The organism is Ningiella ruwaisensis, from assembly GCF_004798935.1.
GTDB lineage: Bacteria > Pseudomonadota > Gammaproteobacteria > Enterobacterales > Alteromonadaceae > Glaciecola > Glaciecola ruwaisensis.
The window spans coordinates 545,328-570,937 of sequence record NZ_RAHT01000003.1 but is presented as its reverse complement, the minus strand read 5'-3'; the positions used below and the strand labels follow the sequence as shown (position 1 = coordinate 570,937).

Annotated in this window: 21 protein-coding genes; 9 read left to right on the top strand and 12 right to left on the bottom strand. The window is 42.7% G+C overall.

What is annotated here, in order from left to right; genetic code table 11:
* Positions 1-130 precede the first annotated feature (130 nt).
* Positions 131-1,261: a hypothetical protein gene (locus D6V41_RS08860; RefSeq protein WP_136251100.1), complete on the top strand. Its 1,131-nt coding sequence runs from the start codon at positions 131-133 to the stop codon at positions 1,259-1,261.
* A gap of 66 nt (positions 1,262-1,327) precedes the next feature.
* Here the strand turns inward: D6V41_RS08860 and D6V41_RS08855 are convergent, their stop codons facing one another.
* Together D6V41_RS08855 and D6V41_RS08850 are read right to left on the bottom strand one after the other, a co-directional pair.
* Positions 1,328-3,448, bottom strand: coding sequence for a tetratricopeptide repeat protein (locus tag D6V41_RS08855; protein ID WP_136251099.1), 2,121 nt, complete (start codon positions 3,446-3,448; stop codon positions 1,328-1,330).
* Between the two features lie 160 nt (positions 3,449-3,608).
* Complete coding sequence (locus tag D6V41_RS08850) at positions 3,609-4,304, bottom strand: DUF481 domain-containing protein (RefSeq protein ID WP_168710995.1); 696 nt, start codon at positions 4,302-4,304, stop codon at positions 3,609-3,611.
* A gap of 314 nt (positions 4,305-4,618) precedes the next feature.
* Between D6V41_RS08850 and D6V41_RS08845 the strand changes: the two genes are divergently transcribed.
* Positions 4,619-5,041 carry a CBS domain-containing protein gene (locus D6V41_RS08845; protein WP_136251097.1) on the top strand — a complete coding sequence of 141 codons (423 nt, stop codon included), beginning with the start codon at positions 4,619-4,621 and terminating at the stop codon, positions 5,039-5,041.
* Positions 5,042-5,119: 78 nt separating this feature from the next.
* The gene (locus D6V41_RS08840; RefSeq protein WP_168710994.1) at positions 5,120-6,247 is read left to right on the top strand and encodes a tetratricopeptide repeat protein; all 1,128 of its coding nucleotides are present in this window, start codon (positions 5,120-5,122) and stop codon (positions 6,245-6,247) included.
* A 93-nt stretch (positions 6,248-6,340) separates the two neighbouring features.
* On the opposite strand, the gene D6V41_RS08835 is transcribed toward D6V41_RS08840, so the two are convergent.
* Positions 6,341-9,610 (bottom strand): S41 family peptidase, encoded by a 3,270-nt coding sequence (locus tag D6V41_RS08835; RefSeq protein ID WP_136251095.1) that lies wholly within the window; start codon positions 9,608-9,610, stop codon positions 6,341-6,343.
* Between the two features lie 319 nt (positions 9,611-9,929).
* On the opposite strand from D6V41_RS08835, the gene D6V41_RS18330 reads away from it, so the two are divergent.
* Both D6V41_RS18330 and D6V41_RS08825 read left to right on the top strand, forming a co-directional pair.
* The gene (locus tag D6V41_RS18330; protein ID WP_241664484.1) at positions 9,930-10,082 is read left to right on the top strand and encodes a BrnT family toxin; all 153 of its coding nucleotides are present in this window, start codon (positions 9,930-9,932) and stop codon (positions 10,080-10,082) included.
* Between the two features lie 130 nt (positions 10,083-10,212).
* Positions 10,213-10,437: a BrnA antitoxin family protein gene (locus D6V41_RS08825; protein ID WP_136251094.1), complete on the top strand. Its 225-nt coding sequence runs from the start codon at positions 10,213-10,215 to the stop codon at positions 10,435-10,437.
* A 338-nt stretch (positions 10,438-10,775) separates the two neighbouring features.
* Here D6V41_RS08825 and D6V41_RS08820 read toward each other — a convergent pair whose 3' ends face one another.
* Both D6V41_RS08820 and D6V41_RS08815 read right to left on the bottom strand, forming a co-directional pair.
* A complete protein-coding gene (locus tag D6V41_RS08820; protein WP_136251093.1) occupies positions 10,776-11,930 on the bottom strand; it encodes a hypothetical protein in 1,155 nt (384 codons plus the stop codon).
* 76 nt (positions 11,931-12,006) lie between these two features.
* Positions 12,007-13,848 carry an ABC transporter ATP-binding protein gene (locus D6V41_RS08815; RefSeq protein WP_136251092.1) on the bottom strand — a complete coding sequence of 614 codons (1,842 nt, stop codon included), beginning with the start codon at positions 13,846-13,848 and terminating at the stop codon, positions 12,007-12,009.
* A 241-nt stretch (positions 13,849-14,089) separates the two neighbouring features.
* On the opposite strand from D6V41_RS08815, the gene D6V41_RS08810 reads away from it, so the two are divergent.
* The gene (locus tag D6V41_RS08810; RefSeq protein ID WP_168710993.1) at positions 14,090-14,542 is read left to right on the top strand and encodes a nuclear transport factor 2 family protein; all 453 of its coding nucleotides are present in this window, start codon (positions 14,090-14,092) and stop codon (positions 14,540-14,542) included.
* A 47-nt stretch (positions 14,543-14,589) separates the two neighbouring features.
* Here D6V41_RS08810 and D6V41_RS08805 read toward each other — a convergent pair whose 3' ends face one another.
* From D6V41_RS08805 to pyrC, 5 genes are all read right to left on the bottom strand, one after another.
* Positions 14,590-15,084, bottom strand: a complete 495-nt coding sequence (locus D6V41_RS08805) for a hypothetical protein (RefSeq protein ID WP_136251090.1) — start codon at positions 15,082-15,084, stop codon at positions 14,590-14,592.
* Between the two features lie 110 nt (positions 15,085-15,194).
* A complete protein-coding gene (locus tag D6V41_RS08800) occupies positions 15,195-15,824 on the bottom strand; it encodes an RraA family protein (RefSeq protein ID WP_136251089.1) in 630 nt (209 codons plus the stop codon).
* 20 nt (positions 15,825-15,844) lie between these two features.
* Entirely contained in the window at positions 15,845-16,258 is a 414-nt protein-coding gene (locus tag D6V41_RS08795) for an MAPEG family protein (RefSeq protein WP_136251088.1), read from the bottom strand.
* Between the two features lie 91 nt (positions 16,259-16,349).
* Positions 16,350-17,768, bottom strand: coding sequence for a DEAD/DEAH box helicase (locus D6V41_RS08790; protein ID WP_136251087.1), 1,419 nt, complete (start codon positions 17,766-17,768; stop codon positions 16,350-16,352).
* Position 17,769: 1 nt separating this feature from the next.
* Entirely contained in the window at positions 17,770-18,819 is a 1,050-nt protein-coding gene (gene pyrC / locus D6V41_RS08785; RefSeq protein ID WP_136251086.1) for a dihydroorotase, read from the bottom strand.
* Positions 18,820-19,087: 268 nt separating this feature from the next.
* On the opposite strand from pyrC, the gene D6V41_RS08780 reads away from it, so the two are divergent.
* Positions 19,088-21,295, top strand: coding sequence for a tetratricopeptide repeat-containing diguanylate cyclase (locus tag D6V41_RS08780; protein WP_168710992.1), 2,208 nt, complete (start codon positions 19,088-19,090; stop codon positions 21,293-21,295).
* Between the two features lie 75 nt (positions 21,296-21,370).
* Positions 21,371-23,125, top strand: a complete 1,755-nt coding sequence (locus D6V41_RS08775) for a lysophospholipid acyltransferase family protein (RefSeq protein WP_136251084.1) — start codon at positions 21,371-21,373, stop codon at positions 23,123-23,125.
* A gap of 35 nt (positions 23,126-23,160) precedes the next feature.
* Here the strand turns inward: D6V41_RS08775 and D6V41_RS08770 are convergent, their stop codons facing one another.
* Positions 23,161-23,670 (bottom strand): DinB family protein, encoded by a 510-nt coding sequence (locus tag D6V41_RS08770; RefSeq protein ID WP_136251083.1) that lies wholly within the window; start codon positions 23,668-23,670, stop codon positions 23,161-23,163.
* A 294-nt stretch (positions 23,671-23,964) separates the two neighbouring features.
* The gene (locus D6V41_RS08765) at positions 23,965-24,519 is read right to left on the bottom strand and encodes a lipocalin family protein (RefSeq protein WP_136251082.1); all 555 of its coding nucleotides are present in this window, start codon (positions 24,517-24,519) and stop codon (positions 23,965-23,967) included.
* Positions 24,520-24,639: 120 nt separating this feature from the next.
* On the opposite strand from D6V41_RS08765, the gene D6V41_RS08760 reads away from it, so the two are divergent.
* Entirely contained in the window at positions 24,640-25,605 is a 966-nt protein-coding gene (locus D6V41_RS08760; RefSeq protein WP_136251081.1) for an aldo/keto reductase, read from the top strand.
* Positions 25,606-25,610 lie beyond the last annotated feature (5 nt).

Sequence of the window (25,610 nt, the reverse complement as noted above, 5' to 3'; positions counted from 1 at the left end):
TATCATTAAAATTAGAAAGTTGCAATTGTGCATCATTCCTCAGTCAGTGTTCGTCGATGTAATTGTCCTTATCGCAGTGGCCAATAAAACACTCTCTTTAGAATGAATAAGTTCTCAAAAGGATTACATCATGACTCGTTTAATTTACTTTTCCGCAGTGCTTTTTTTGTCGCTGTTTGTTTTTGTTGAGGTGGCCACGGCTAAGCTTATTCGGGGAGGTGGACGTGGTACTATAAGTCTTCAAACGGAAGTTCCATATTATTTTGTTGAAAATGACAGGGTTTTGCAAATAGAAGGTTCAGTAAATGGAAGAGACTTCGATACCTTTACTGCCATGAGCGAAGCAGCCTTTTTAGATAGAAACGCTGGTTTTGGTATTAGTACGCGCACTATTGGCGGTGGCAGTAGCGGAATCTCAGCTATGCCTTCATTCTCTGGCAAGCCTGGCTCTACAAAAGCAAATGACTGTAACGGGAGTTATACCCCGGATGATGTTCGTGAAATAGAAGACGAAATTGAGTTTTTAATTAATACTGGTGGCTCAGCAGATAATATAAGCGCTGCAGAAGGACGTTTATCTGCATTGAGAACCGGCACTCCCTGCGAATGGCAGCTAACGCAAGGTGATGATTTTACTGCATTTGGCACCTTCAGTATGTTTTTTGACAATCCACTGATTAACACCACCATCGAATGGACGATAAGCGGCAACGGAATTGAAAAAACGCTTACAGGAAGTATTAATACTGACCCAGACAGAGTTACTGAAGATGGCGCGATCGGCGTGGGCGAAGTGGTACTTGACGCCTTATGGGAAGATTTAGACTTGCTACCCGGTATTTATGATATTAGCGTGAGCGCGATGATTTCAAGCGACGCAGGCATGTTTTTCAGAGAGCAAATCAATACGAGCAGTGAAAGTTTTATCGACCCCATCGACCTGCAGTATTTAAGCGGTTTTAACCCTGAATATGATGCATGGGTAGCGAGAAAAGAAGCCGCTGAAAAAGCTGGCTTGCCTTTTGATGAACCTGAGCCGCAACAAGAGCTTGACGGCTACGTCATGGCGGATGATTTTTCTGAATACATCGCGCCCTCAAGTAGTTTATTTTTCAACTCTACTTCTTTTTTATTAGGCGACAATCCGCCTGAAATTCTTAGAGTGCTAGCGAGGCCTGTCGAGGCAAGTGCTCCAGCATCCAGTGCGCTTTTAGTATTATTAGGAGCTTTAGTTTATTTCAGACACAAAAAAGCAATTTAATAAAGTAGTTAAATAGAAGAAGGCGCTTGCCTTCTTTTGTTTTTATACTTAGAAATAAAAGACAATTTATTCTTCAAATAACTGCCTCACTTCCTTAGCTTGTCGAGCCAAGTCTTCATCGATAAAGCGAATAAGTGCTTTATACTCAGCGTCATTGTTTATGCCTTCAAGCAGAGGGTCATATTTGGTCCACCATTCTCGCCAACCAGCATCTACTGATTTTTGAAGAAACACTAGCGCTTGCGACGAGTCACCTTTCAACGCATGTAGTCGTGCAGTTGTATAAAATGTGAAACTCCAACTTAATTCATTCTGCAATAATTTGCTGCATTTCGTCAGAGTCGACTCAAATCGTTGCAAGTTCTCAGTGATTTTATCTGTCCAGGCGACCTCTATGGCCGGCGAACAAAAGGGCATGGTATACTTATCAAAATCTTCCAATTGCTCGTAATTATGACTAATTTGATATATGGCCGTTTCTTTTTTTCCAAACATCGCGTGATACCAGCCTGATTCGAATGCAATCCAATAATCATCTGGGTTGGCCTCTAGTTCAAACTCCATTTTATTAAAAAGCTCATCAAACCTTTCTTCAAAAATAAGCATAGTGGAATCATAAATTGGGTCGGAGGTTTGACTTTTGAGAATATCAACAAGTCCCAGGTTCAATAGTGATGAATTCAATCGATACTCTAATTCAGTATTTTCTGGGGAGCGCTCTATAGCGAAAAGTAATTCCTTTATTGAAGCAGCGAACTTTCCCTCTCTAAAATATACATCAGCCAAGCCCTGGAATGGAAAGCTTGAATCAGGATGGTCTTCTTTTAAGTTTATAAAGACTTGTTTTGCCTCATCAACCTTGCCTTGCCAAAGCAGTTGAACGCCGAGATTGTAAGTGTTCGTTATAAAAAGTGGATCAAGCTCTCTTGCTTTTATTTGTTCCTCAATCGCCTCATCATACCTTTGCAACGCAATAAATGATGCACTTTTCCACATGTATGCAATTGCCAAGCTCGGATTAATTTCAAGAGCCTTGTCAAATGCTTCGAACGAGTCTTCGTATTCTTTTCTGAGATATTTAACTAAACCCATTACTGCATAAATCTGTGCGATTTCTGGTTCACGTACAATGGCTTTTTCCAGATTTCGCTCCGCAAGAGTACTCGCTATTTCAGATTTGAGTATGCCAAACGTTGCGGCACCTTCAGAAAGCAGGGCAATAGTATCTGCCAAGCCCACATAAGCGGCAGCGTATTCTGGATCAAGAGCAATGGCTTGTTCAAAGTACTTTCTCGCCTGTTTCATGCTTTCAGTGGATTGCTTGCGGTAAGCTTCGCGACCCTTGAGATACATAACGTATGCATCGACGCTCTCGGTGGACGATAGTGACTTAAGCTCTCCTGCTTCCAAATACCTGTCTTGAAGCAAGTTAACCACTGCTCGACTAATTTCACTCTCCAGCTCAAACACATCTTTGAGCTCTCGTAAAAAACTTTCAGACCAAAGCGTACGACCGTTCTCTGTGTCCAGCAGTTCTACTCTCACGCGAATGCGATTGCCGCTTGCCCTAACACTACCGGTAAGCACCGTATCTACTTCCAATCGCTTTCCTATATCGACAGGTGTAAGTCCCCTTTCTGTCAGAATTTGACCAGAGCGAGATGCAGAAACTTTAAACCCGTCTGCACTTCCGAGCAGACTGGTAATTTCTTCAGCAAGTCCAACTGCCAGATAGCCTTGGTCTTTTTCAGGGCTTTGGTCACTGAAGGGTAATACTGCAAGCGAATCGGAGGTTTTAATTGTGCTCAAACCTTCGGAAGATGCGCGCTGTTGGTCACTGATCGACTCAAAATACTGAATGCCAATAAAGGCACTGATGACAAAAATTGCTGATAGACCTATCCAGTTCTTAGGGCCGAAAGGTTCTATCCTTGGATTAAACTCTTCATCAATACCCGGTGTGCGTTTGATGCCATCCATCGTAAAATCAAAATGCCAACTTAAATAGCAAGCTATCGGAAACCCACACACGAATATAAGCAGAGTCGCAGGCCCTACCAATGGATGTAAATTTAAAAAACCAGTAACCAACCCAACTACTTGTAACAGCAGCCATGCTAAACCAAGATAGGCAAGCAATGGTTTAATTACCTCGCGTCGCTTTAATTCACTTAGAAATCGCTTCAACGCAATACCTTCTAATATGGCTGATTATTAATTGTACTAATCTATATGATTGTTGATGATTAATAAATAAACAAACCTAATTCGTCACTTATTTTCGCTCCTTTGAGAGTGAACTTTTAAAAAGCATGCGCTTATGCCCGCTTCAGCAATTTCTCCGTTGTTAAAACGAGTACTTAAGCGTCACACCATAGTCGATATCGGTTTTTTCCACATCACTAAACGGTGTTGAGTTGTGTTTTACCTCAATGTCAAAACCAATAGATAAAGAGGGGCGGATAGGAAATTCAATGCCAGTAACAACCAGGCTGCGTAAATCAGACACATCCTCAACCGCAGGCTGCACGTAGGCTGAAAAGAAAAAACTAAATGGATATTCGCCATCCTCTTGGTGCAAATATCGAGCATATAGATTGGCGCGAACCAAGGTCTCGCTTAAATTGGTTTGTTCAGATTCTTCTCGTTCTAAAAAAGCTCCCGCACCCAAAATGAATTGAGATTTATCGGCCTCAAACAATAAATCCTGACGCCATCGAATGTTAGCCCCAATCAAGGTTCGATTTGAAAGATCAGCAAAATCGTCATATTGATATTGCGTAAACACTTCGGAATCTAGCGATGGTTTGAAAAAATTTAGATTTACCCATCTGGCATGTAAAAATAGTTCGTCTTCATCGCGTATATCGTTGGTTTTAGAATAATTGTAATCGCCCAGCAATACAAAGATGTTTGAATTTTCGGAGTAGCGAAGCACGCTATCAATACTGTATTCCTGTTCGTCTTTATTTCCCGATTGTCCGTTTAAACTAATTCCTAAATTACCTGAAAATCCTTCTTTCGTTTCAATTAGATCATCCACAGGAACAATAGCGTTTGCTTGAAAAACCGCTATTGTAAAGAAGCAAGTGGAGAGGCAAAAAAAAGTAAAAACACGACAGGCTATTTGTGTCGGCAAAGCGCTTTTCATAAATGCTATTCTCGGCTACCTTAAAGTTAGTTAAACTAATACTTTAGCATAAATGTGAGCGTAAATCGGCGGTCTTGAGCGCCTTTGTACTTTTTCGCCAGATTATGTGTTTGTGAGTTTTCATTTTTAGCGCTAGTATGAAGATTGAGCACATCGACCTTTCGGCTGTGCACTAAATATAAAAACATGCTGCGCAAGGAGTTGCCATGGAATCGCTAAAAGTGGGTGATTATATGAATCGCCGTCCAGTAAAACTTCATATGGAATTACCGGTTGCCGAAGCAGTCGAACGTTTGCTGATTGCCAAACAAACTGGTGGTGCGGTGGTTGATGACAGAAACAAAGTTGTTGGCTTTTTGTCAGAGCAAGACTGCCTGAGCCAAATGATCACCTCCAGCTTCTATCGCGAACAGGTTGCCAGAGTAAAAGATATTATGCGAACTGAAGTACTAAGCGTAAAAACATACGACTCAGTATTGGAGCTTGCGCAAACCATGCTTAAAACCAAACCTAAAGTATATCCTGTGGTTGATGATAGCGGCTATTTGCTTGGCTCAATAAATCGCTCAGAGGTGCTTAACGCAATTGATGTGCAGTTGCGCGATGGATATAAGCAAAAGCGGGCTTAATTCATTACTTATTGCCTATCGATTTACCTGTAAAAGCTGTCATACTTGCCATCCAGTAATCAAAAAATGGATGCATTGATGCCTTACTTTATTAAATTCAACCTATGGACTTGTTTTTTCGGCTCATCACAATCAAGCATTCTGCGGCTTGTAGCGGTAAATGCCGCAGTATTGCTTGGCCTGATTTTCCTTTCATCCAAGGCGCTGGCGAAAGAAAACGCTAATCTTGAAGTACTAGATAGCCTTTTTAAACAGAACGAATATCAAAAAGTCATCAAAAACATTCGTGCACTACCCAAGGATAAACTCACCCTTGAGCATTACCGCTATTTGATTTTTAGCCTGGCAGAGGATGATTTGGATGATGCAGAAGAAGCAGCAGAAAACATGCTTAAAGCTATGCCAAATAACCCTGATGCCTACCTCATTCACGCCAGTATAATGGGCGCTCAGGCCTCTGATTCAGTATTCAGTGCTTTAGGCTATGCCGAAAAAGCCCTTAAAAGCCTTAACAAAGCGGTAGAGCTTGCGCCAAACGAAATTGAATACCGACAGGCGTTGATGAGTTTTCATCTGAATGCACCTGGCATCGCTGGCGGTGACACCAATATTGCGATGGCTCAAATACGGGTGATTGAACAAATCGATAAGGTGGAAGGTGTCGTTGCAATGGCTTGGTATCAGCGTACGCTCGGTGAGCCTGAGCTTTCTTTGGAGCTATTACAGGCAGCTGTTGAAGAGTTTCCGATGAACGTCACCGTATTAAATGCATTGGCGTCTCACCACGTTGCGCAAGAGAATTTTAGTCAGGCAATTGATGCTTATCAAAAGCTTACCGCCATTAAACTTATTCGGCCAAGCAAAGACACGAAAGAAGTTGAAGAAAAATATGAAGATGCTCTTTTTCGTCAGCTCAATGCGCACTATCAAATAGGCAGAGTGGCGTTACAGGGAAAAGTACGCTTAGAAGACGGTATTAAACATATGCGCATGTATATTGACCGCATTAAAAACACAGAAGCAATCGAAATTATTGATACGAGTAATTTACCGTCTGTCGATTGGGCAAACCTGCGCTTAGCAGGCTTACTGCTTGCAAATAACCAAGTAGACCTTGCCAAAACGCGTTTTGGGATGGTCGTTTTAGATACAAAAGATGAAAACATGCAAAAAGTTCACAAAAGTTTGAAGCGAAAATTGTCATAAACGCACGCGTTTGCTTGATACAAGAACGCAGTTAATTTACTCATAAAAAAAGAGCGGCCAGCCGCTCTTTTCGTTATTTAGTTGCAACTTAACTTAATTCACCATTGGCACTCTGATCGGAGGAGCCGGTTGTGGTTTGATAAGCTCCTTGTTGTCGTCTATACCTTTCATCGCTTCTTCAATTGCGCGATCAAGCTGAGGGTCGATGCCTTTTGCTGTGAGCTTGGTTAGTTGTTCTACAACAATGTCAGGTGCTACCCCCTCATTTTCAACCTTCCATTCACCGTTAAGATCGTAAAAGCCTGAACGAGGCGCAGTAATGTAGCCACCATCAATTAATGGAGGAACGCCCCAAATGCCAACCAGTCCGCCCCATGTACGTTTGCCAATTAAAGGACCAAGTTCATAAAACCTGAACATATATGGGAGCATATCGCCACCTGAGCCCGATACTTCGTTTATAAGCATGACTTGATTGCCCCAAATACCCGAACCAGGGCTGGTCATAGGCTGTGCTTGATTAAATGGGTTATTGAAGAATCCATTGAGCTCTCGTCGCAGCACATCGATAATATAGTTAGCAATAAAGCCGCCATGATTAAAGCGCTCGTCGATAATCACCCCTTGTTTATCGCTTTGGGCAAAAAAGTAGCGGTTGAAGCTCGTGTAGCCACCCATTGCCGTATCGGGTACCCACACGTAAGCTAGCTTGCCCTCTGATTTTTCATCTACATACTTGCGATTTGCTTCAACCCAATCATTTCGACGAAGCGCAACATCACTTGCGATAGGTTTTACCAAGTGGATTTTTGCATCATCATCGTTTGCAGATGCCCCTATTTTTATTCGTGTGTGTTTACCCAAGGTTCCTTCAAAATACTGGTAGATATTGCTATTGGCATCTACAGCCTTACCATTAACTTCCAGCAAATACGAGCCTTCGGGAATAAGGTGAGCAATGTGAGCAAGCGGGGCCGACGCATTTTCCGACGGGAAAAAGGATTCGCCGCTATAAATCTTGGCGAATTTTACACCTTTGTCGCGACCTTCGGTATCAATGTCAAAATCCACACCCAAAAGACCTATTTGATTATCGTCGATATCAGGAAGTTCGCCAAAACTGGTGTAAGAATGGCCGATAGACACTTCTGCTCCCATCGCATCTAGTAGGTAAGTAAGATCAGCTGGATGGCTTACTGACGCCACTAATGGCTGATAGGCTTTGTATACTTTGTCCCAATCTGCGCCATGAAAATTATCAACGTATAAATAGTCTCGCTGATAGCGCCATGCTTCTCTGAAGATCTGCTGCCACTCTTGCGCAAAGTTAACACGCTTTTGTAAATTCATACTCAGCATTTTATCGTCTGCTGAAGATTCTCCCGCTGCTGCAAACACTCGCCATCCGCTGTCTGTTTGCGCCAGTATTGACTCGCCATCTGCTGAAATACGATAATTTTGCACGCTGGAAGCGATTTTTTTACTTGCTCTGTCTTCTAGGGTGAAGCGATACAGGTCGCTTTGTGTTTTTCCGGCGCCGTCGTTGTAGCGAGAAAGATAAAAGACCGTGCCTGCTTTGCCGGTTTTAACATGGCTAAAATGTCCCTCTTCGGCCATAAGCGGTAAGATCCTGTTACTTAAGCCAGCGAGAGTAACAGTTACTGTCACTGCATCTTTGCTTTCGTCTTTTTTGTCACTCGCCTCGTCGTTACTTTCAATTTCAATACTCGCTTCGTCATTGGCGGCTTCTTCATCTGACCGTAAGGGTAACGGCGACTCAGCTTTATCGCTAAGCAATGCATAGTAAAGATGATAGCTAGGGTCAAAAGCAAGGGTTGACATGTCTAACCAGGCGGCTTTTGGTCCGTAATTCGTGCTGGCAACAAAATACAGCTTGTTACCATCTGCATCCCATACGGGATACTGAATTTCTGCAAGTCCATCACTGATTTGATAAGACTCTCGCTTTTCGACCGAATATAAATGCAGTTCGCGAAACATCGTTTGATTTTGCGTGGTATATGCCACCCATTTGCTATCAGGTGACCACGACGCCATCAACTCTGGCTCAACATGGGTTGTTGTATTTTGATCAATAATACGAGAGCTTGCATTATCAACATTAACAATCCAAAGTCGCTGCAGCTGGTCGGTAAAGATCACGCGAGATGCATCAGGAGACCAGCTCAAAGCTTGGTAAAATCCGCTTTCAGCTAATTCTATTTCCTGTTTGACTACGCCAAATTGGTCAGCAAACACCAATCGATACTCACCGCTGGCATCGCTGAAATACGCAATGGTGTCACCGTTTGGTGACCATGCTGGGGAAACTTCCCGAACGCCAGATGTATCGGTTAAATTGCGAGGTGAGCCATGTTCAACCGGTACGGTGAAAATATCGCCTCTTGCCTCAAATACAGCTCGTTTGGCGCTGGGAGAAATATCAAAGCTGGCAATCGTTTTTGAGGCATCTACATACTGTTCGCGTAGCCAGTAAAAATTATCATCAATCGTAATATTGAGTTTAACTGGCGCATTTGTGTCACGTTTTAGATATAAATCCCCCAAATACTCATAAACGAGATTTTCTGCGTCAACGGCAAAGCTCATTACATCAAAGTCTTTTGATTGGGTAATTTGTGTAACCGCATTGCTCTTTACATTATAAGCAAATACGTTACTTACCTGTGAGCGGTTAGATAAGAAATAAATTAAATCGCCTTCCCAGGCCGGATCGATATCAAAATCATTATTAAATGGTAGGTCGCGCTCTTCCAGACTGTCTAAGTCAATAATTCTGAGCGCCTGATTTTGCCCGCCTCTATAATTTCGCCATCCTTTGTCCCAATAACCCGGGCGGCGGAAAACCAACGCTTCTGCATTTGGTGAAAACGCACCATCGTAGGCCCGGTTCATGGGCAAGCGCTTTGGATTACCACCGTCAATTGAAACGGTATAAAGCCTGTCCCATCCGCGCGGTGCGTTACTTCGGGTAGAGCGAAATAATACCGATTCACCATCGGGCGTAAATCCAACAAGTTCATCGTTACCAGGATGATAGGTCAAGCGCCTTACTTCACCCCCACCTGCATTTACGATAAACACATCGTTATTACCGGCATATTGTCCGGTGAAGGCAATTAGCTCACCATCAGGTGAAAACTTGGGTAAATATTCCCTGCCCTGAAAGCTGGTTAAGCGCTTTGCCTTACCGCCGTTTATTGATGCGGTCCAAATATCATTTGCATAAGCAAAAACAAGTTTGTCGCCGCTTATGTCAGGCTCTCGAAGCAGCTGAGTGGCTAAGCTGTTTATGCTCGTGCTTAATAAAGCCGTCGCCAACAGCATGTTTAAAAGTTTCATTGTCTGTCCTTTTGTTGTTTTTATTGCTTTATTCGTGTTTGTGGGGCCATTTAGCTTAAAGCTTAAATTTTGAAGTCCAAGTACAAAAGCTTAGACTAAATGCTAAGTAAGGTATGGTCAATCATTGACCAATAATAGGTAATTTAGATTTAGGGTTCTCTGCACAATTAGCTTGGTAATCTATCAAACGCAGCATCTTTACAAAAAGGTGGATTAAAAGCGGAGTTCAAACATAGACGCTTTACAAATTTATCGAGAATTCTTTCTAATACACTCTAGCTACTCTTGACAGAGCTCTACATGTACATACAATGTACATATGATTAAATTTGAATGGGATTCGGCTAAAGCTGAGTCTAACATAGTCAAGCATGGCATAAGCTTTGATGAGGCCAAGTCGGTTTTCTATGATGAATTTGCCTTGCAATTCTACGATCACGAGCACTCTCAATTGGAAGAAGACCGGTTTTAATGCTTGGAACGAGCAATGAATTGAGAGTTCTCCTTTTATGTCATTGTGAACTGAACGATGGTGAAGTAATTAGATTAATCTCAGCACGGAGAGCAACGAAGAAAGAGCAAAAACATTACAGAGGTGACTTATGAAAGATGAATATGACTTTTCGAAAATGAAATCGCGAAAGAACCCTTATTACTCTAAATTAAAAAAACCAGTCACAATGAGACTTAGTGAAGATGTAATTGATTATTTTAAAGCCATGTCTGAAGAAAATGGGGTTCCTTATCAAAGTCTAATAAACCTCTATTTAAGAGATTGCGTTGCTCAACACAGGAAAATTGACATAGCGTGGAAAACGGGAGGCTGACAAGAGAAAGTTACATATGGTTTATTACTTTATTAGTGTTTGTGGGGCTATAGAGCTTATGTTTTGAAGTCCAACTTTAAAAGCTTAAACTAAATGCTAAGTAACGTTTGGTCAATCATTGACCAATAATAGGTAGTTTAGATTTAAGGTTACCTGCAAAATCAAGGTGGAAATCTTTAAGAATTAGTGTTCCTTTAAAAGAATCGATTCGAGACTGTGTATAAAATAAAGGAAATTATTTAACAGAAATTAAAATAGCCAAAATTAAAAGTGAAAATATTTCCTGAAAATGAAAAAAAAGAGCGGCTAAGCGCTCTTTTATCAATTTATGTACTTAGCTAGCCGCAAAATGCAACAGTTGTTGTATACACCGCTTGAGGGCAGGCAGGTGGTGCGGTACCTGACCCTCCGCTATCCAAATCTGTAATAGAAGTATCCACACATATCCTATAGGTAACAATGCAGTAACCGCTTCTGCTTGAAGAGCCTGGACCATAAAAAGGGTCTGCGAAAGAACCAGAACCGCCACTTGCATCACTTGGATGTGGGTCTACTTGTGTTCCTTCATCTTGAACAAATTCATTCCAGCAATTAGACATTGATGTGCCTGCCAAATTGCTTACTTCCCCTTCTCGGAATAGTTGCGACACTTGTAATCCATCTATTTTTGATATTAAAGGATTGAGCTTAAATCCGAAGACCAACTTGTCGTTACCTTCATCTAATTCACCGCTGACCGATAAGTCAAAAGTAAGATTATTGCCTGTTCCGAAAGATTTTGTAACCCGCAGTGCTTTTTTATAATGGTCTAAGGAGATTCCAATGCCTCCCGAACCCTTACCTACTTCGATAGAACCTCCGGTAAAATAACTTTCATGGGTGAAATCTCGCCAACTTCTGGAACCCATCGCATTTTTTATTTGATTTGTTATTCCGCTTTTTACATCTCGAGCATTGCTTGCTGAAGAAAAAAAGCCTGTGGGATGATTCGCTTCGCACCAATTGTCTGATTGAGTATTGCTGGAACTATTATTTTCACTACTAAAAAATTGAGTCGGTGGTGAAACGTTATCAAAACTTGCAGCTGAAGCTTGTCCCACAGCTGTTTCAATTTCATCTATCAACGTGAAAAATTTAAATAAAGCCTGATGTTCCTGAGAATCCAACGATCCGTTATAAACGCTTACTTGATCGACACCATTGACCCCTTCAGTGACGATTAAATTAAATTTGTAAGCTTGATGGTTTTCTGTAGATGCAACGATTACAGACTCTTCTACCGGATCACAAACGGAGGGCGCCGGATCAGAAAATCCAAATCCGGGACCTGGCATGCCTTCTGAACAACTTTCTGCTTGAGGAGCTTCTTGCAAAGCGATTTGTCTTGCCTCTGAATAGTTGCAAGTGTCGCAAGCAAAAGCACGAACCGTATTAGTTGCAAGAGCTTGAGAGACGGGTACTACACAAAGTATTAAAAACCAAATTAATTTCATAAATTCCCTTTCTGTATGTTATGCATTCAGAACTAACGTAACAAAAAAAAAAAAGAAGTTGTCAAATATTTTCTGATTACTCCACACCAATAAAGCCACCTGTTTGATGCGCCCATAACTTGGCGTATATTCCGCCTTTTTCCAATAATTCCGTATGCGAACCGGATTCTACAATCTTGCCCTCGTCCAGCACCAAGAGTCTATCCATTTGCGCAATTGTCGATAAGCGGTGCGCTATGGCAAGCACGGTTTTGTTTTCCATTATCTTGATAAGGCATTCCTGAATAGCTGCTTCAACTTCAGAATCCAACGCAGAGGTTGCCTCGTCTAAAATCAAAATTGGCGCATCTTTAAGCATTACCCGAGCAATGGCAATGCGCTGTCGCTGGCCACCCGACAGCTTAACGCCTCGCTCCCCTACATGGGCATCATAACCGGTACGACCTTTCGCATCACTTAAGCTCATAATAAATTCGTGGGCTTCTGCCTGTTTTGCGGCGCGAATCATTTGCTCTTCGCTTGCATCAAACCGTCCATAGAGAATGTTGTCACGCACAGAACGGTGCATTAAAGAAGTATCTTGAGTCACCATGCTAATTTGTGAGCGCAATGATTCCTGAGTGACATCGGTAATGGCTTTACCATCAATTTTAATCTTGCCTGATTGAATATCGTAAAAACGAAGGAGCAAATTGACCAAGGTCGACTTTCCAGCCCCAGAGCGCCCAACAAGACCAACTTTTTCACCGGCTTTTATATTAATATTAAGCTTGTCAAACACTCCAATCAGCTTGCTACCTTTACCCTTGTAGGCAAACTCAACGTCTTCAAAGTCAATTTTACCGCCATTGACTTCCAGTTTTCTGGCATCATCCTTGTCTATTATCGTTGCCGGAACCGCCAGGGTATCAATACCATCTTGCACCGTACCGATATTTTCAAACAAGCCCGATACTTCCCACATGATCCACTGTGACATACCGTTCAGGCGCAAAGCCAAGCTAACTGCAATTGCAATGTCCCCAGGCGATACAATCGCATTTATCCACAAATACACCGATAAAGCCGCAATAGAGAACACTAAAAGTGAATTAATGCTCCAAACAAGAGCCTGAAGCACCGTGACCAAGCGCATTTGCGGGTAGACGGTTTGCAAAAAACCATCCATCCCTTCTTTTGCGTAATTTTCTTCTCGCTTGTGGTGGCTAAAAAGCTTTACCGTCATGATGTTGGTATAGCTATCAACAATGCGCCCTGTCATTATTGAACGTGCATCAGCTTGCTTTTGAGAAACCGCTTGAAGCTTCGGTAAAATAGCGCGCAGGATAAGTACATAAAGCACTAGCCATACCAGTAAGGGCATGGCGAGACGCCAGTCGGTTGCAAATACCAGAACCACTGCTGAAATAAAGTAGACGCTGATGTAGACCGCCAGATTCATTATCTTCATCACGGTTTCGCGCACGGAAAGTGCCGTTTGCATTACTTTAGTAGCCACTCGCCCGGCAAACTCATCCTGATAAAACGATAAGCTTTGTCCTAACAAATATCGGTGCGCCAACCATCTTATCCGCATTGGATAATTACCTAAAATTGATTGGTGAGTGATCATCGATTCGAGGATCACGAGGCCGGGCAAAAATACCAATACGAGAAGCGACATCCAGATGAGTGTAACTTTTTCTTCCTGTAAAAAGGTGCTGCGGTCTCTAGAGGCAAACCAATCCACAAATTGCCCCATAAAACCGAACAAGGACACTTCTAGAATCGCAATTAATGCACTAAGTATAGATACGCTGATTAATACTCCCCACATGCCTTCAGAATAATATTTACAGAATGCAAACAAGGTTTTAGGTGGCTGGGTGGGTGGCTCAACGGGAAAGGGTTTGGTTAAGCGCTCGAAAAAAGAAAACATGTATTAAGTACAATCCTTTATTGAATATGATATTAAAATTTTACGGAGCCTTTGTGTTAAACCTGTAGAACTTGATAAACAAACGATTACACTTTTTCAAAGCGCAATTATTAGAGCGCCGTTATTAAAGCGCCATTATTAAAACATAATAATCAAAGCGAAAATATTGAGTGTAGACTATCATGTTAAAGCGAGCATGTACGAGGAGATTGCCTCGACAGATTCATTGATGGAGAAAAATATGCGCCAGCCCCTGATAACACTTTTATTCTCGATAAGCTTAAGCCTTGCGGCATTTTACGCCATGTCGGAAAACAAGCCAGAAAGTTTCACTACGCCTGAAGATGCTATTAATGCCTATATTACTGGCGTAACCACAGGTTCTGGTGATCATGTGATGTCAGCCTTTAGCGAGCATGCCCGAATTCAGTATTATAATCAGAATGACAGATTTATGGATTATACCCGCGACAATTTTGCAGCGGATGTAGATAAAGGCGATAATTGGGATGCCGAGGTTAAAATCAGTAATCTACAAATAACAGGAAAAGCCGCCAATGCCAAAATCGACTTTACCTGGGGTGAAAAAGCAGAGCATGGCTATGTGGATTATCTTAATTTGATTCAAGGTGCAGATGGTTGGCGCATAACGAATAAAGTTGCGCAATATATTAAGCGCTCGCCTGCAAGCTGACGGTCATAAGAATAAGTGACCAGCATATGTTGTCTTATAAAACGAATTTAAAATCTGGAATGCACGGAGAAGCTTAAAAATGTGCTGAGTCTGTCGTTAAATGCATCCGAAGCCATTGGGGTGTTCCACGCAATGCTGGTTTCAGATGGGCGGACGAGCGCAAGGCCCAAATTATAGTAAGTATGTTCAGCGTCTTTATTTTTTAGTTTATAAGCCAGGTTAAGTTCTTGCGTAAATGCAGTTTCAAGCTGCGTGGACTCGCGTAAATGTGACCATTTATAGCCGTGAACGATAGGTGAAGGCGATTCTTTAATACTATATGCGGCTTGTTGAACTTCGCTTAAAAAAGCTGATTCATCCACGTTTTGATTATTCGTAACAAACAGGGCTAATTGAGCGGTGGTATTTACTTGCTCAACAATCAGCGGGCTAAACAAAGGAAGTTCTTCAACTTGCGACTGAAAAGTATTAACTGCAAATTGACAGTAAGCACTAAACGGCAACATTAGCACGCCGCATAAGATCGTTTTTAAGCCAATCATCTTCAATCACCATTGTTATACTTGATGTATGAAGTATATCGGCATAAAACAGATTTTAATTATCACAGCATGTTTATAGGTATGCGTAAAAATACACCTTTGAGCTTTGACTAATCCGCTTTACTGGATTTCTCACCAAATCCTAAGTCAGTGAGCTTTTGATTTACCGTTGCTTCATGTTGGCTTTGCCAGGCTTCCAAGCTCAAACTAGCGTCTTTTTCGGCGCGTGCTTTGCCAATTTTATAAGATTCTTCTGCCTTTAATTTCGGCAATACAGCGATGCCCTCTTCATCGGCAACAATGATGTCTCCCGGAAACACCTTTACGCCGCCGCAAACAATTGGCTCATTTAAGGGAGAGATCTTTGCCTTTTTGCCGGGTTTTGGTATGACGCCACGGGCAAAAACCGGAAAGTGCATTTCTCTTACTTGCGCGATATCGCGAATTGTACCGTCGATAACAAATCCCGCTATTCCCCGAGATTTGGCGATTGCGCAGACGTTTCCACCGGCAAGCGCATAAGCATCGTCGGCCTGAGCGACAATGATATCCCCGGGTGATGCTTTGTAGATAGCAGCATGCAGCATCAAATGATCGCACGGCTCACAAAACACAGTGAATGCTGGCCCTGCAATGCGATTGATGGGTTGATATAAAGGACGAATTTGATAATTCATGAATTGTTCACGGCCTAGCGCGTCAGCATAGTCACACGGTGATACTTCAATATAAGGCGTCATTATCTCAGCTCTTGCTCGTCTTACATGAACTTTTCAATAATGCGAACGAGCCAGTACGCACAAATACCAAATTGAACAAGGAAAAAGACAAATCGCAATATTATGGCGACATTACTGACTGAGGCCACATGCACAAGTGACTGCACGATTCGGGCGCCAAGCACAATAAAGGCAAGCCCGTTCGTAATCACACTGGAATCGCTTGCAATTGCCAGTAGTAACACGCCTCCAATGAAGGGAAAACACTCAATAGCGTTTAGATGAGCACGCGTCAGACGCTGGCCTGCATCACCAACATCAGAGCCATCTGCATTAAATTTCAAGGATTTACGTTTATTTGCCTGATTATAAGCAGCGCGATAAGCTGCCAAGGCCAAGAGTAATACCATGATCCATAGTATGTAGCCAGACAACGCTAAAATTGTCGCATTCATTTAAAGTCTCCGTTATGAAAAACACTGAAATATGCTTGTCTGTCAATAAGTGACACAATGCCTATCTTCGTGCATTTTTATAACATTAGCATCAAACAAGCTTTTTCGCCCGTAAGCGTTTACCTTTTACTTTACTTTCCCTAAACATCAAGAGCGTGCGCTTAACGCTGCGAATTTTAATCGCTGCAAAACTTCGATGCGAACTAACGTGAATTTTGCCAATATCTTTGGCAGGCACATGTGCATTTTTAGCAAGCGCACCCAAAATGTCGCCTTTGGAAATTTTCTGTTTTTTACCTGCATCAATCTGCACACCCACGTATTGAGGTTCACGAATACGATTTTTATGAAACCTCAGCGCAAGACCACTTTTAACGGGAATATCGGATGGTAACTGTGCATTAAATCCGATCAGTTTTGTTTCGTCAGTATCATCAATAAGGGTAATGGCTTTACCTTTGAGTCCAGCTCGACCAGTACGACCTACTCGGTGAGTATGGGTGTCCAAATCGTCTGAAATACTATAGTTGATCACAAGATCAACGCTCGGGATATCAAGCCCTCTTGCGGCAACGTCTGTGGCGACCAACACATTTGCACAATCTGCACTAAACAAAAGGACGGCATTGCTTCGTTCGAATTGCTCCATATCTCCTTGAAGTTGCACAACGCCAAAGCCATCTTCTTGCAGCTGCTGATGCAGCTCAACCACTTCCTGTTTGCGCTGGCAAAACACAATAGCGGATTCAGGTTGGTGCTCACTTAAAAGTGCAGCAACCGCGTAAGCTCGTCTGTTCGCCAATACTTTATACGCTGTTTGCTCTATGTGTTGATGGGTGCGCCCATCGTCAACTTGTATGGTCTGCGCATCTTTTTGATACTGCGCACTAAGCGACTGAATATTCCCACCAAAGGTCGCTGAAAATAATAGTGTTTGAACGCCCTGTGCTTGGTCATTTATGGCTTTTAATAACCAGTCAACCTGATCCTCAAAGCCCATGTCTAACATACGGTCTGCTTCATCTAACACCAAGGTTTTTAGTCCTTTAAAACTCAATCGGCCCTGCATGGCGATATCCATAAGCCTTCCAGGTGTCCCTACAATGACAGCAGGTGGATGTTTTAAGGAGCTTAATTGGGGTGCAATGGCCACGCCACCAAAAACAGCAAGAATTTTCGTGTTGGCAATTCGACGAGCCAGTAGCTGTAGCTGGTAGGTAACCTGCTCGGCCAACTCTCTTGTAGGGCAGAGCACTAAAGCATGAGGATGTGAGCTATCGGCCGCTTGCTCATTTTGTGAGTGAGCTTGACTATCTAACAATTTCTGCAAAATAGTCAATCCAAATGCAAGGGTCTTTCCGCTACCGGTTTGTGCTTCAACAGCGACGTCTTTCCCTTCCAGCAATGCATGTAAACATGCTTGCTGAGTCTTAGTGGGTTCATGATATTTTAGCGCATCTAAAGCGCTGTTAATTTCATCACTGAAGTTATAATCCTTGAAGCTTTCCATGTTAGCTAGCGCTTACCTCTGTTAACTTCCAATTCAGACTTTCTCCTGCAAAAAACGGAACAATATCATCACCCGTTGTTAACTTTACAAGTTCAGGTACTGACCACGTCTCTTTTGAAAGTGTAATGGTGCCGGTATTTCTGGGAAGGCCATAAAAATCAGGCCCGTAATGGCTTGCAAAACCTTCAAGCTTTTCAATTACGCCTAAATCATCAAATACTTTGGCGTAAAGTTCAATGGCACTCCATGCGCTATAACATCCCGCGCAACCGCAAGCCGATTCTTTTTTGTGTTTTTCGTGCGGCGCAGAGTCTGTACCTAAAAAGAATTTGTTTGAGCCGCTTTTCACAACTGCTCGCAAAGCCTGCTGATGAATATTACGCTTAAGTACAGGCAAACAATAGTTGTGAGGACGTATTCCTCCAACCAGTAAATCGTTGCGGTTAAGCAACAAGTGTTGTGGAGTAATGGTTGCTGCCACCTTATCGGACGAAGACAGAACAAAATCAACTGCATCTTTGGTGGTGATATGTTCAAACACCACTTTAAGGCCAGGAAAGTGTTGCACAATGTCTTTTAGATAGCGTTCGATAAACATTGCTTCCCGGTCAAAAATATCAATTTCACCGTCGGTCACTTCACCATGAATTAGCAGCAACATGCCGCACTGCTGCATGGCTTCAAAAACCGGATAGAGGGCTTTGATTCCTCTAACCGCTGCATCAGAATTTGTGGTTGCGCCTGCCGGATAAAGCTTGCTTGCCACAATGCCAGCCTGCTTTGCTTTTTTGACCTCTTCTGGCGTGGTTTCATTGGTTAAATAAAGCGTAACAAGAGGCTCAAAATCAACGCCCTGTGGCACCGCAGCTAAAATACGCTCCTTATAAGCAAGCGCCATATCGGTTGTGCTTACGGGTGGAACGAGATTAGGCATGGCAATGGCGCGTCTGAAGCATCTGGCCGTGGCCGGAACCGTTTCTTTTAGCATTTCACCATCACGAAAATGAAGGTGCCAGTCGTCGGGCGTTTGAATAGTTAAAGTATCTGTCATAGTGGTTAAGCAATTATCTTTTAAGCAAAAATCCTGGGTATTATGCCTCAATTAGCCAAATTTGACATGATATTGAACAACAATTGATAAAAGTTTTAGAACAAACGACCGCTTATACTGCTTGTATCATGTCGCAATACTATGCAATATTGTGATTCATTAGGGTTTTAAGGCGCTGCTTGCTTTGTTGCTGAAGGTTTTGTTCTTGAGGGTCTGGTCAGTAAAGCTTTTATTGGTAAAGAGCGGGTCGTTGAAGGGCTGGTCCTTAATGCTATTTTTTTTAAAGCACACTCCAATATTGTCTCTTCTTGCATCATTACTGGCAGTTTATTCTTTAGCGCTTGCTGATCCTGGCGAAGCGATAAACCCATCCGAGTCAAACCAAGCGTTCGTCGCATCCGATGATGTCCAAACTACATTAAGTGCTATTCGCGACGCCAGATTCCGTGGTGATATGAAGCAGGCCGATGCACTTGCCATTGCCCTGCTTGGTAAATTAGAAAGTGATTCAACACGCACCGATTTAAACAATGAGGAGGTGAGCAGTATAGGCGCCTTACGTTATGAGATGGGCCGCAATGCGATGGAGCGCAACAATTACGAACTGGCTTCTCACGAGTTAAACATAGCAATAGAGCTACTTGCAAAGCAGAGCAACTCGCCGCAAACGCGCAAACTACATGCCGATGCTTTGCGCCAGTTAGGCCTGACCTATCGCTATCAATCTAACTATGATAGGGCGCTGCCTCTTGTACTTCAGGCAAAAGAAATATACCAGGCGCTTGGCGATAAACGTGCTATTGCCGGCGCCTACAACAGCATAGGCGTTATTCGAGAAAAACAAGGCTTGTTGGAGCAAGCGTCCGAAGCACACTTAAAGGCCTTGCGCCTAAACCAAGAGTTAGGTTCTGACGATGGCGTTGCAAGCGCTTTATATAATTTAGGCGATATTCGAAGCGCAATGGGGGATCACGAAACCGCGCTGACATATTTTTATGATGCCCTCAAAATTGATGAGGCTTTAGAGGATCCTAAATATATTGCCTATGATCACAACAAAATTGCGGGCACCTATTTAAAACTGGCTCAATTTGACAAGGCGCTTATGCATGTTGATATTGCACTAGATTTATTTGATCAAATTCAGGCGCCACGCGACTATCATTGGGCCTTAACAAACCGAGCTGACATACTCGCGCGACTTGAGCGCGTTGACCAAGCTACTCAGGACTTAGACAAGGTCATCGCACTGAGCCAGGAAAACCAGTGGTTAAGCTTATTAGTGGATGCATATCGAAGCCGCAGCAAACTTGCGCTTGAAGAGCAAAACTGGGAGGCAGCATCAAGATACGCATCCCTTGGCCTGGAGCAAGCCAGACAAAACAAAGAACTGCAGGATATTGCTAACTTTCAGCAACTGGCGGCGCAGGCATATCGCGAACAGCAAAATTACGAAAAGGCATTTTATGCATTGAGTGAACAGCTTCAGATTGAACTAGATATGTTTAATCAGGCTCGTTTACAAAACATTTCCAGTCTGCAGGCAGAAACGGAAGCAATGCGTCAGGCTCAGCAAGTCAAAATGCTCGAGCAGGAACAAGTGATGCAAGCATTAGCTCACGAGCAAGCGCAGCTTAATCGCACGCTTATTTTTGTCGCAATAGGAAGTAGCGCGGTTTTATTCTTTTTATTGTGGAGTCGATATTCGCAGGCTAGGCTTAATCAACGTTTAGCCAAAGAAGTGGCTGAACGCACTTCATCACTTGCGCTAAAAAACCAGGAACTAAAAAACGCCTACGAGACGATGAAACAACTAAGCTATACAGACAGCCTGACCGGAGTGAAAAACAGACACTTTTTTCATGAACAAATTGCTGCGGATATTAATCAAAGCTTAAGGCTACATCGCGATATAGCCAGTGGAAAAAAGGCGGCTGATACCGAAGCAGATATCGTATTTTTTATGCTAGATATCGACCATTTCAAAGCTGTTAACGACACTTATGGTCATCAGGCGGGCGATGCCGTATTAAAAGAAGTGGTCTCGCGCATGCGAAATGTGTTTCGACAATCTGATTATCTGATCCGCTGGGGCGGAGAAGAGTTTTTAGCGTCTGCTCGCTTCATTCATCGCAAACATGCACAGGATATTGCCCAACGGCTATTGGATGAGCTCAAGTTCAAAGCATTTGAACTCAACAATGGCACAAAGCTATCACTGACATGTTCGGTTGGCTACGCATGTTATCCTCCCTGTCCTAATCAGCCTGCTGAACAGTCCGAATCTGGCGAGTGGGAAAATATAGTCAACCTTGCAGACCTTTGCCTGTACAAGGCAAAACAAAGCGGCAGGGATGCCTGGTGCGGTGTTAATGCATCCAGTGGGCAAATAAAGGTAAATGCACAAACAACTATTGCACAAATTCAAACGTGGAAAATGCAAGGTATGTTGGACTTAGCGCAGTCATTCGCATAAATTGACTTAAGCACTCATCAAACCATTATGATCTAATCCAACTAACAAGCGCGCTAAACAACTAGCAAATAGCATATGAATCATCTAATAAGTATAAATAATCTCGTTGAGAACCCGACCTGGAAAACCAAAATCTTGATTTGGTTAGCTGACCGCGTGCTTGGCATCGCCCGCATGAACAAGTTGTATCAACTGCATCAGATGCAGGGGCTATCAAAAGAAGATTTTGCTGACCGACTCATCACTTTGCTTGAGTTAGACATTAAAGGGCTCGATGAACTCAAAGCCAACATACCTCGTGAAGGGCCTGTTGTGATTGCCAGCAATCATCCTTTTGGCGGTATTGAAGGTGTTATACTTGCGCGGGCAATTGGTAGTGTGCGCCCTGATTTAAAAGTGCTTGCCAATAAAGGCTTAGGCATATTTAAAGAGCTCAAAGACTACTTTATCTTTACCAATCCGCTGTCGCAAAACGACCCAAAGAATGGACCGAGCTTACGTAAATGCATTCATCACGTAAAGGCGGGAAAAGCCTTGCTTATTTTTCCTGCTGGCAAGGTATCCTATTTTCAAAAAGCGAAAAAGCGTATTTCTGAACACACCTGGAACAAGATAGTAGGAAGACTCATTAGCCTGGAAAAATGCCGCTTGGTGCCTGTATTTGTAAATGGCGAAAACTCGAGCATGTTTTATCGCACTGAACGGGTGTATTTTCGGATGCGCATGCTCTTATTAGGCCGGGAATTATTAAACAAAACCGGTCATAACATAGTGATCAATGCAGGAAAATCAATCGATACAAAATTTATTCAAGGTGATAGTTTTGAAGAAAAGGCCGCCCTTGCAAGAGCATTGAGTTACGCTCAGGCGCAAAGCTGGCGATATACGTGGCCGGCTGATACGGTGACCGAATACGCGCCTTTGGCACAAGAAACAGCAAGTGAGCTAATTGCTGAGGAATTAGCCGCTTTGCCAGCCTCTCAGCATTTAAGCTCATTTAAAGATTATGACGTTTATTACGCCTATCAATCCCAGGCACCTAATATTGTAAATGAGATTGCGCGTTTGCGTGAACTCACATTTCGTTTGCATAACGAAGGAAGCGGTGAACCTGTTGATACCGATGGCTTTGACGCTACCTATACGCAACTTTTTATCGTAAAGCGACAAAGCAATCGAATCATCGGAGCTTACCGAATGGGGCGCACTGACAAGCTTTTGCAAGGGCAAGCTAATACCGACTTAAGCCAATTGTATTTGCACAAAATGTTTGAGTTTGGTGAAAACTTTGCTAATCGAAAGGCGCCTTGCATGGAAATGGGTCGCTCATTTTTAATTCCTGAATACCAAGGCTCGTACCAAGGTTTACTGCTTTTATGGCGAGGTATTGGCGCTTTTGTAAGCAAGTTTCCGCAATACCGCACGCTTTACGGCACGGTATCAATCAGTAAATTATACGATGCACGAAGCGTAGCGCTCATTCAGCACGCTTTAATTGACTCCCCAGGCGCTCAAAATGTAAAGCCGCGCAATAAGTTGCCTTTTGAGCTACATCCGGAAGTTGCTGACTTTTTTGCACAATACGATGCATCAAAACATCTGAGTGCTTTTTTGAAAGTCATTGAAGCAGATGCCAAAGACATGCCGGTGCTCGCCAAGCAATACCAAAAAATGGGCGCTAAATTTCATGCGCTTGGCATTGATAAGAGCTTTAATCACACCCCCGGATTACTTCTTAGTGTAGATTTAAGCAAAGCGCCAGAAAAGCTGCTTAAACTGTATTTAGGGGAGGCTTATGAGCAGTATCTTCGGTATGGTGAAGCAGATTAGAGTCGCTGTTGTCTAGCAGAAAACTTTAACCTGACTCATGCACTCCGATTCAAATGAGTGATCGTGGCCGGTGCGTAACCAAAATATTCAGGAATTTGTTTGTTAAGCGTGGCGCACATGATGCGGATAAGTGCGAAGTGATGTATGGCGTGGCTGCAAACAAACACCAGTTCTCGCTCTAGCGTTGATGCGCATGAGGCAGATTTGCTTTGATGAATATCGATTTCGGTGGTGACAAGCACATTTTGTCCATAGTTATCGCTGGTAAGGGTGCCTATCCATTGCTTGATTTCATTTAGCACCTGAACCGCCATCTTTGGATACTGTTCAACCTCGTTGTGTCTGTTTCTGATGTTGTAATCAATGTGCGTCGTTTTGCTTAGAGCGCCATTTTTAAGCGATAAAAAGTGATCGATGATATGGCGCATGTGCACACCAATACTGCTCGAAAAATGCGGTTTTATTATCTGCTGATATTCTGCGTCGGATAACTCGTCTAACAAAGAAATGGCTTGTTCGATTATTGCGGTGTAGCTATTTGACATTCAGTTTCCTTGTACTGGCTATCCTAATCACTTGTTTTTGCTCTTTAACGTTCTTTATCGTTCTTTATCGTTCTTTATCGTTCTTTATCGTTTTTTAGCGTTTTTAATCGCACTGGCGTGTAAACACTTTGCAAGTGAGCAAGCCATAAGCAGCTCGTCATTTAACCAAAGAGACATGTCTCAAGCTCGATTATTTTAAATACTGTTATTTCAAGGGCTTTGTTCACGATACTTTATAATCAGACCTATGTAACACCCACTTTATTTCATTTTTATTAATATTTCGCCTAATTATCACAATTCGGCGTTATTTGGGCTGTGATCCACGTAAATTAATTCATCCGTTGCAAAACCATAGCCTTTTGCCTGTTCCACTAATCGCTCGACTATCCCTTGCTCAAGCTCGGGAGTACGAGACAAAATCCATAAATACTCCTTGTTGTAACCGGTGATGAGCGCATAGTCATAGTTTTCTTTGTCAAGGTTAGCGATAACGTAGCTTGAATAAAAAGGGCCAAAAAACGACACTTTTAAATGTCCGATATTTTCACTTTCAACAAAATATGCCTTTCCTTCTGCGCTTGTCCATTCACCCTCTTCAACATTAAAACCTTTATTAATAACTGTAATGCCGCCGTCTTCTCTTAAACTATAGCTTGCAGTCACTTGCTCCAGCCCCCTTTCAAAAGAATGATCCAGGCGCGCTATTTCATACCAGGTACCCAAATAACGAGACTTGTCGAATCCGCTAACAGGCTGAACCCCCTCAGGCACACTGGTGCAGCTAAAAAGAAAAAGACTCAAAGCGAAAATAATTCCAGTCGATACTGCGTTTTTACCTTGTTGCATTGCTTGCTTCCTAACAATTCTTTCATATACGCATACGTATTCAGGCATGCTTTTGTGCTAAAAATCGTGCTAATGTTTCTGATAACATTAATCTAACATAATAAAAAGATGAGTAACTGTATGTCGGCATTGCCCTTTAATGAGCACTTTGAAAATGCAAGTCGCTGCATTTTTGGCACAATGAACTTAGGTGGAGGCTGGAACAGCAATCCGGTCACAAAAGAGGATGAAAGCCAGGCGCATCATCTACTTGAAACCTGCATCGAAGCTGGCATCAATGTCATCGATTTAGCCGATATTTATACCTTTGGTAAAGCCGAAGAGGTGATGGGTCGCGTATTCAAAAAAAATAAGCACTTTGTCGATCACTTCATTATTCAATCAAAAATTGGGATCCGTCTGGTTCCCGACGTTAACACCAAACATTATGATTTAAGCCCGCGTTGGGTAACTGAAGCCGTTCATGCCAGTTTAAAACGACTTAATATCGAGCAGCTCGACGTGCTTTTTTTACATCGTCCAGATCCCCTCATGCAAATCGAAAAAACCGCCGAGACTTTAAACAACCTTTATAAGCAAGAAAAGTTTGAGTATCTGGCCGTTTCGAACATGCATGCCGGGCAAACTGCGCTTATCCAAAATCATGTCGAGATGCCTGTGATCGCCAATCAGCTTGAAATGAGCCTACTTGCCTCTGATTTTGTTGAAGATAGCATCACAAGCAACATGCAAGCTAATACGAATCAAGGCTTCCCCAGAGGCACACTTGAATACTGCTTGCAGCAGAAAATTCAGTTACAGGCATGGTCTGCGCTGGCACAAGGCCAGTTTGGCAATACTGAGCATCCGGATAAAGCTGTTCGTGATACGGCAAACTTGCTGGCGCAACTGGCTGAAAATTTAAATACCAATGTAAATGCCTTGGTTTTAGCCTGGTTAATGAAGCACCCAACAGGCATTCAGCCAGTAATAGGAAGCACTAAACCTGAGCGTATATTAGAAGCGGCTAAGGCTGGCAAGCTCGAATTAAGCAGAGAGCAATGGTATCAAATACTCGAAACGCGCAGAGGAGAAGCTGTTCCTTAGCCGAT

Excerpts from the sequence above, each read along its gene's own strand:
- D6V41_RS08860 (WP_136251100.1), top strand. The coding sequence starts at position 131 with ATGACTCGTTTAATTTACTTTTCCGCAGTGCTTTTTTTGTCGCTGTTT.
- D6V41_RS08845 (WP_136251097.1), top strand. The coding sequence starts at position 4,619 with ATGGAATCGCTAAAAGTGGGTGATTATATGAATCGCCGTCCAGTAAAA.
- D6V41_RS08840 (WP_168710994.1), top strand. The coding sequence starts at position 5,120 with ATGCCTTACTTTATTAAATTCAACCTATGGACTTGTTTTTTCGGCTCA.
- D6V41_RS08835 (WP_136251095.1), bottom strand. The coding sequence starts at position 9,610 with ATGAAACTTTTAAACATGCTGTTGGCGACGGCTTTATTAAGCACGAGC.
- D6V41_RS18330 (WP_241664484.1), top strand. The coding sequence starts at position 9,930 with ATGATTAAATTTGAATGGGATTCGGCTAAAGCTGAGTCTAACATAGTC.
- D6V41_RS08825 (WP_136251094.1), top strand. The coding sequence starts at position 10,213 with ATGAAAGATGAATATGACTTTTCGAAAATGAAATCGCGAAAGAACCCT.
- D6V41_RS08820 (WP_136251093.1), bottom strand. The coding sequence starts at position 11,930 with ATGAAATTAATTTGGTTTTTAATACTTTGTGTAGTACCCGTCTCTCAA.
- D6V41_RS08815 (WP_136251092.1), bottom strand. The coding sequence starts at position 13,848 with ATGTTTTCTTTTTTCGAGCGCTTAACCAAACCCTTTCCCGTTGAGCCA.
- D6V41_RS08810 (WP_168710993.1), top strand. The coding sequence starts at position 14,090 with ATGCGCCAGCCCCTGATAACACTTTTATTCTCGATAAGCTTAAGCCTT.
- D6V41_RS08805 (WP_136251090.1), bottom strand. The coding sequence starts at position 15,084 with ATGATTGGCTTAAAAACGATCTTATGCGGCGTGCTAATGTTGCCGTTT.
- D6V41_RS08800 (WP_136251089.1), bottom strand. The coding sequence starts at position 15,824 with ATGACGCCTTATATTGAAGTATCACCGTGTGACTATGCTGACGCGCTA.
- D6V41_RS08795 (WP_136251088.1), bottom strand. The coding sequence starts at position 16,258 with ATGAATGCGACAATTTTAGCGTTGTCTGGCTACATACTATGGATCATG.
- D6V41_RS08790 (WP_136251087.1), bottom strand. The coding sequence starts at position 17,768 with ATGGAAAGCTTCAAGGATTATAACTTCAGTGATGAAATTAACAGCGCT.
- pyrC (WP_136251086.1), bottom strand. The coding sequence starts at position 18,819 with ATGACAGATACTTTAACTATTCAAACGCCCGACGACTGGCACCTTCAT.
- D6V41_RS08780 (WP_168710992.1), top strand. The coding sequence starts at position 19,088 with ATGCTATTTTTTTTAAAGCACACTCCAATATTGTCTCTTCTTGCATCA.
- D6V41_RS08775 (WP_136251084.1), top strand. The coding sequence starts at position 21,371 with ATGAATCATCTAATAAGTATAAATAATCTCGTTGAGAACCCGACCTGG.
- D6V41_RS08770 (WP_136251083.1), bottom strand. The coding sequence starts at position 23,670 with ATGTCAAATAGCTACACCGCAATAATCGAACAAGCCATTTCTTTGTTA.
- D6V41_RS08765 (WP_136251082.1), bottom strand. The coding sequence starts at position 24,519 with ATGCAACAAGGTAAAAACGCAGTATCGACTGGAATTATTTTCGCTTTG.
- D6V41_RS08760 (WP_136251081.1), top strand. The coding sequence starts at position 24,640 with ATGTCGGCATTGCCCTTTAATGAGCACTTTGAAAATGCAAGTCGCTGC.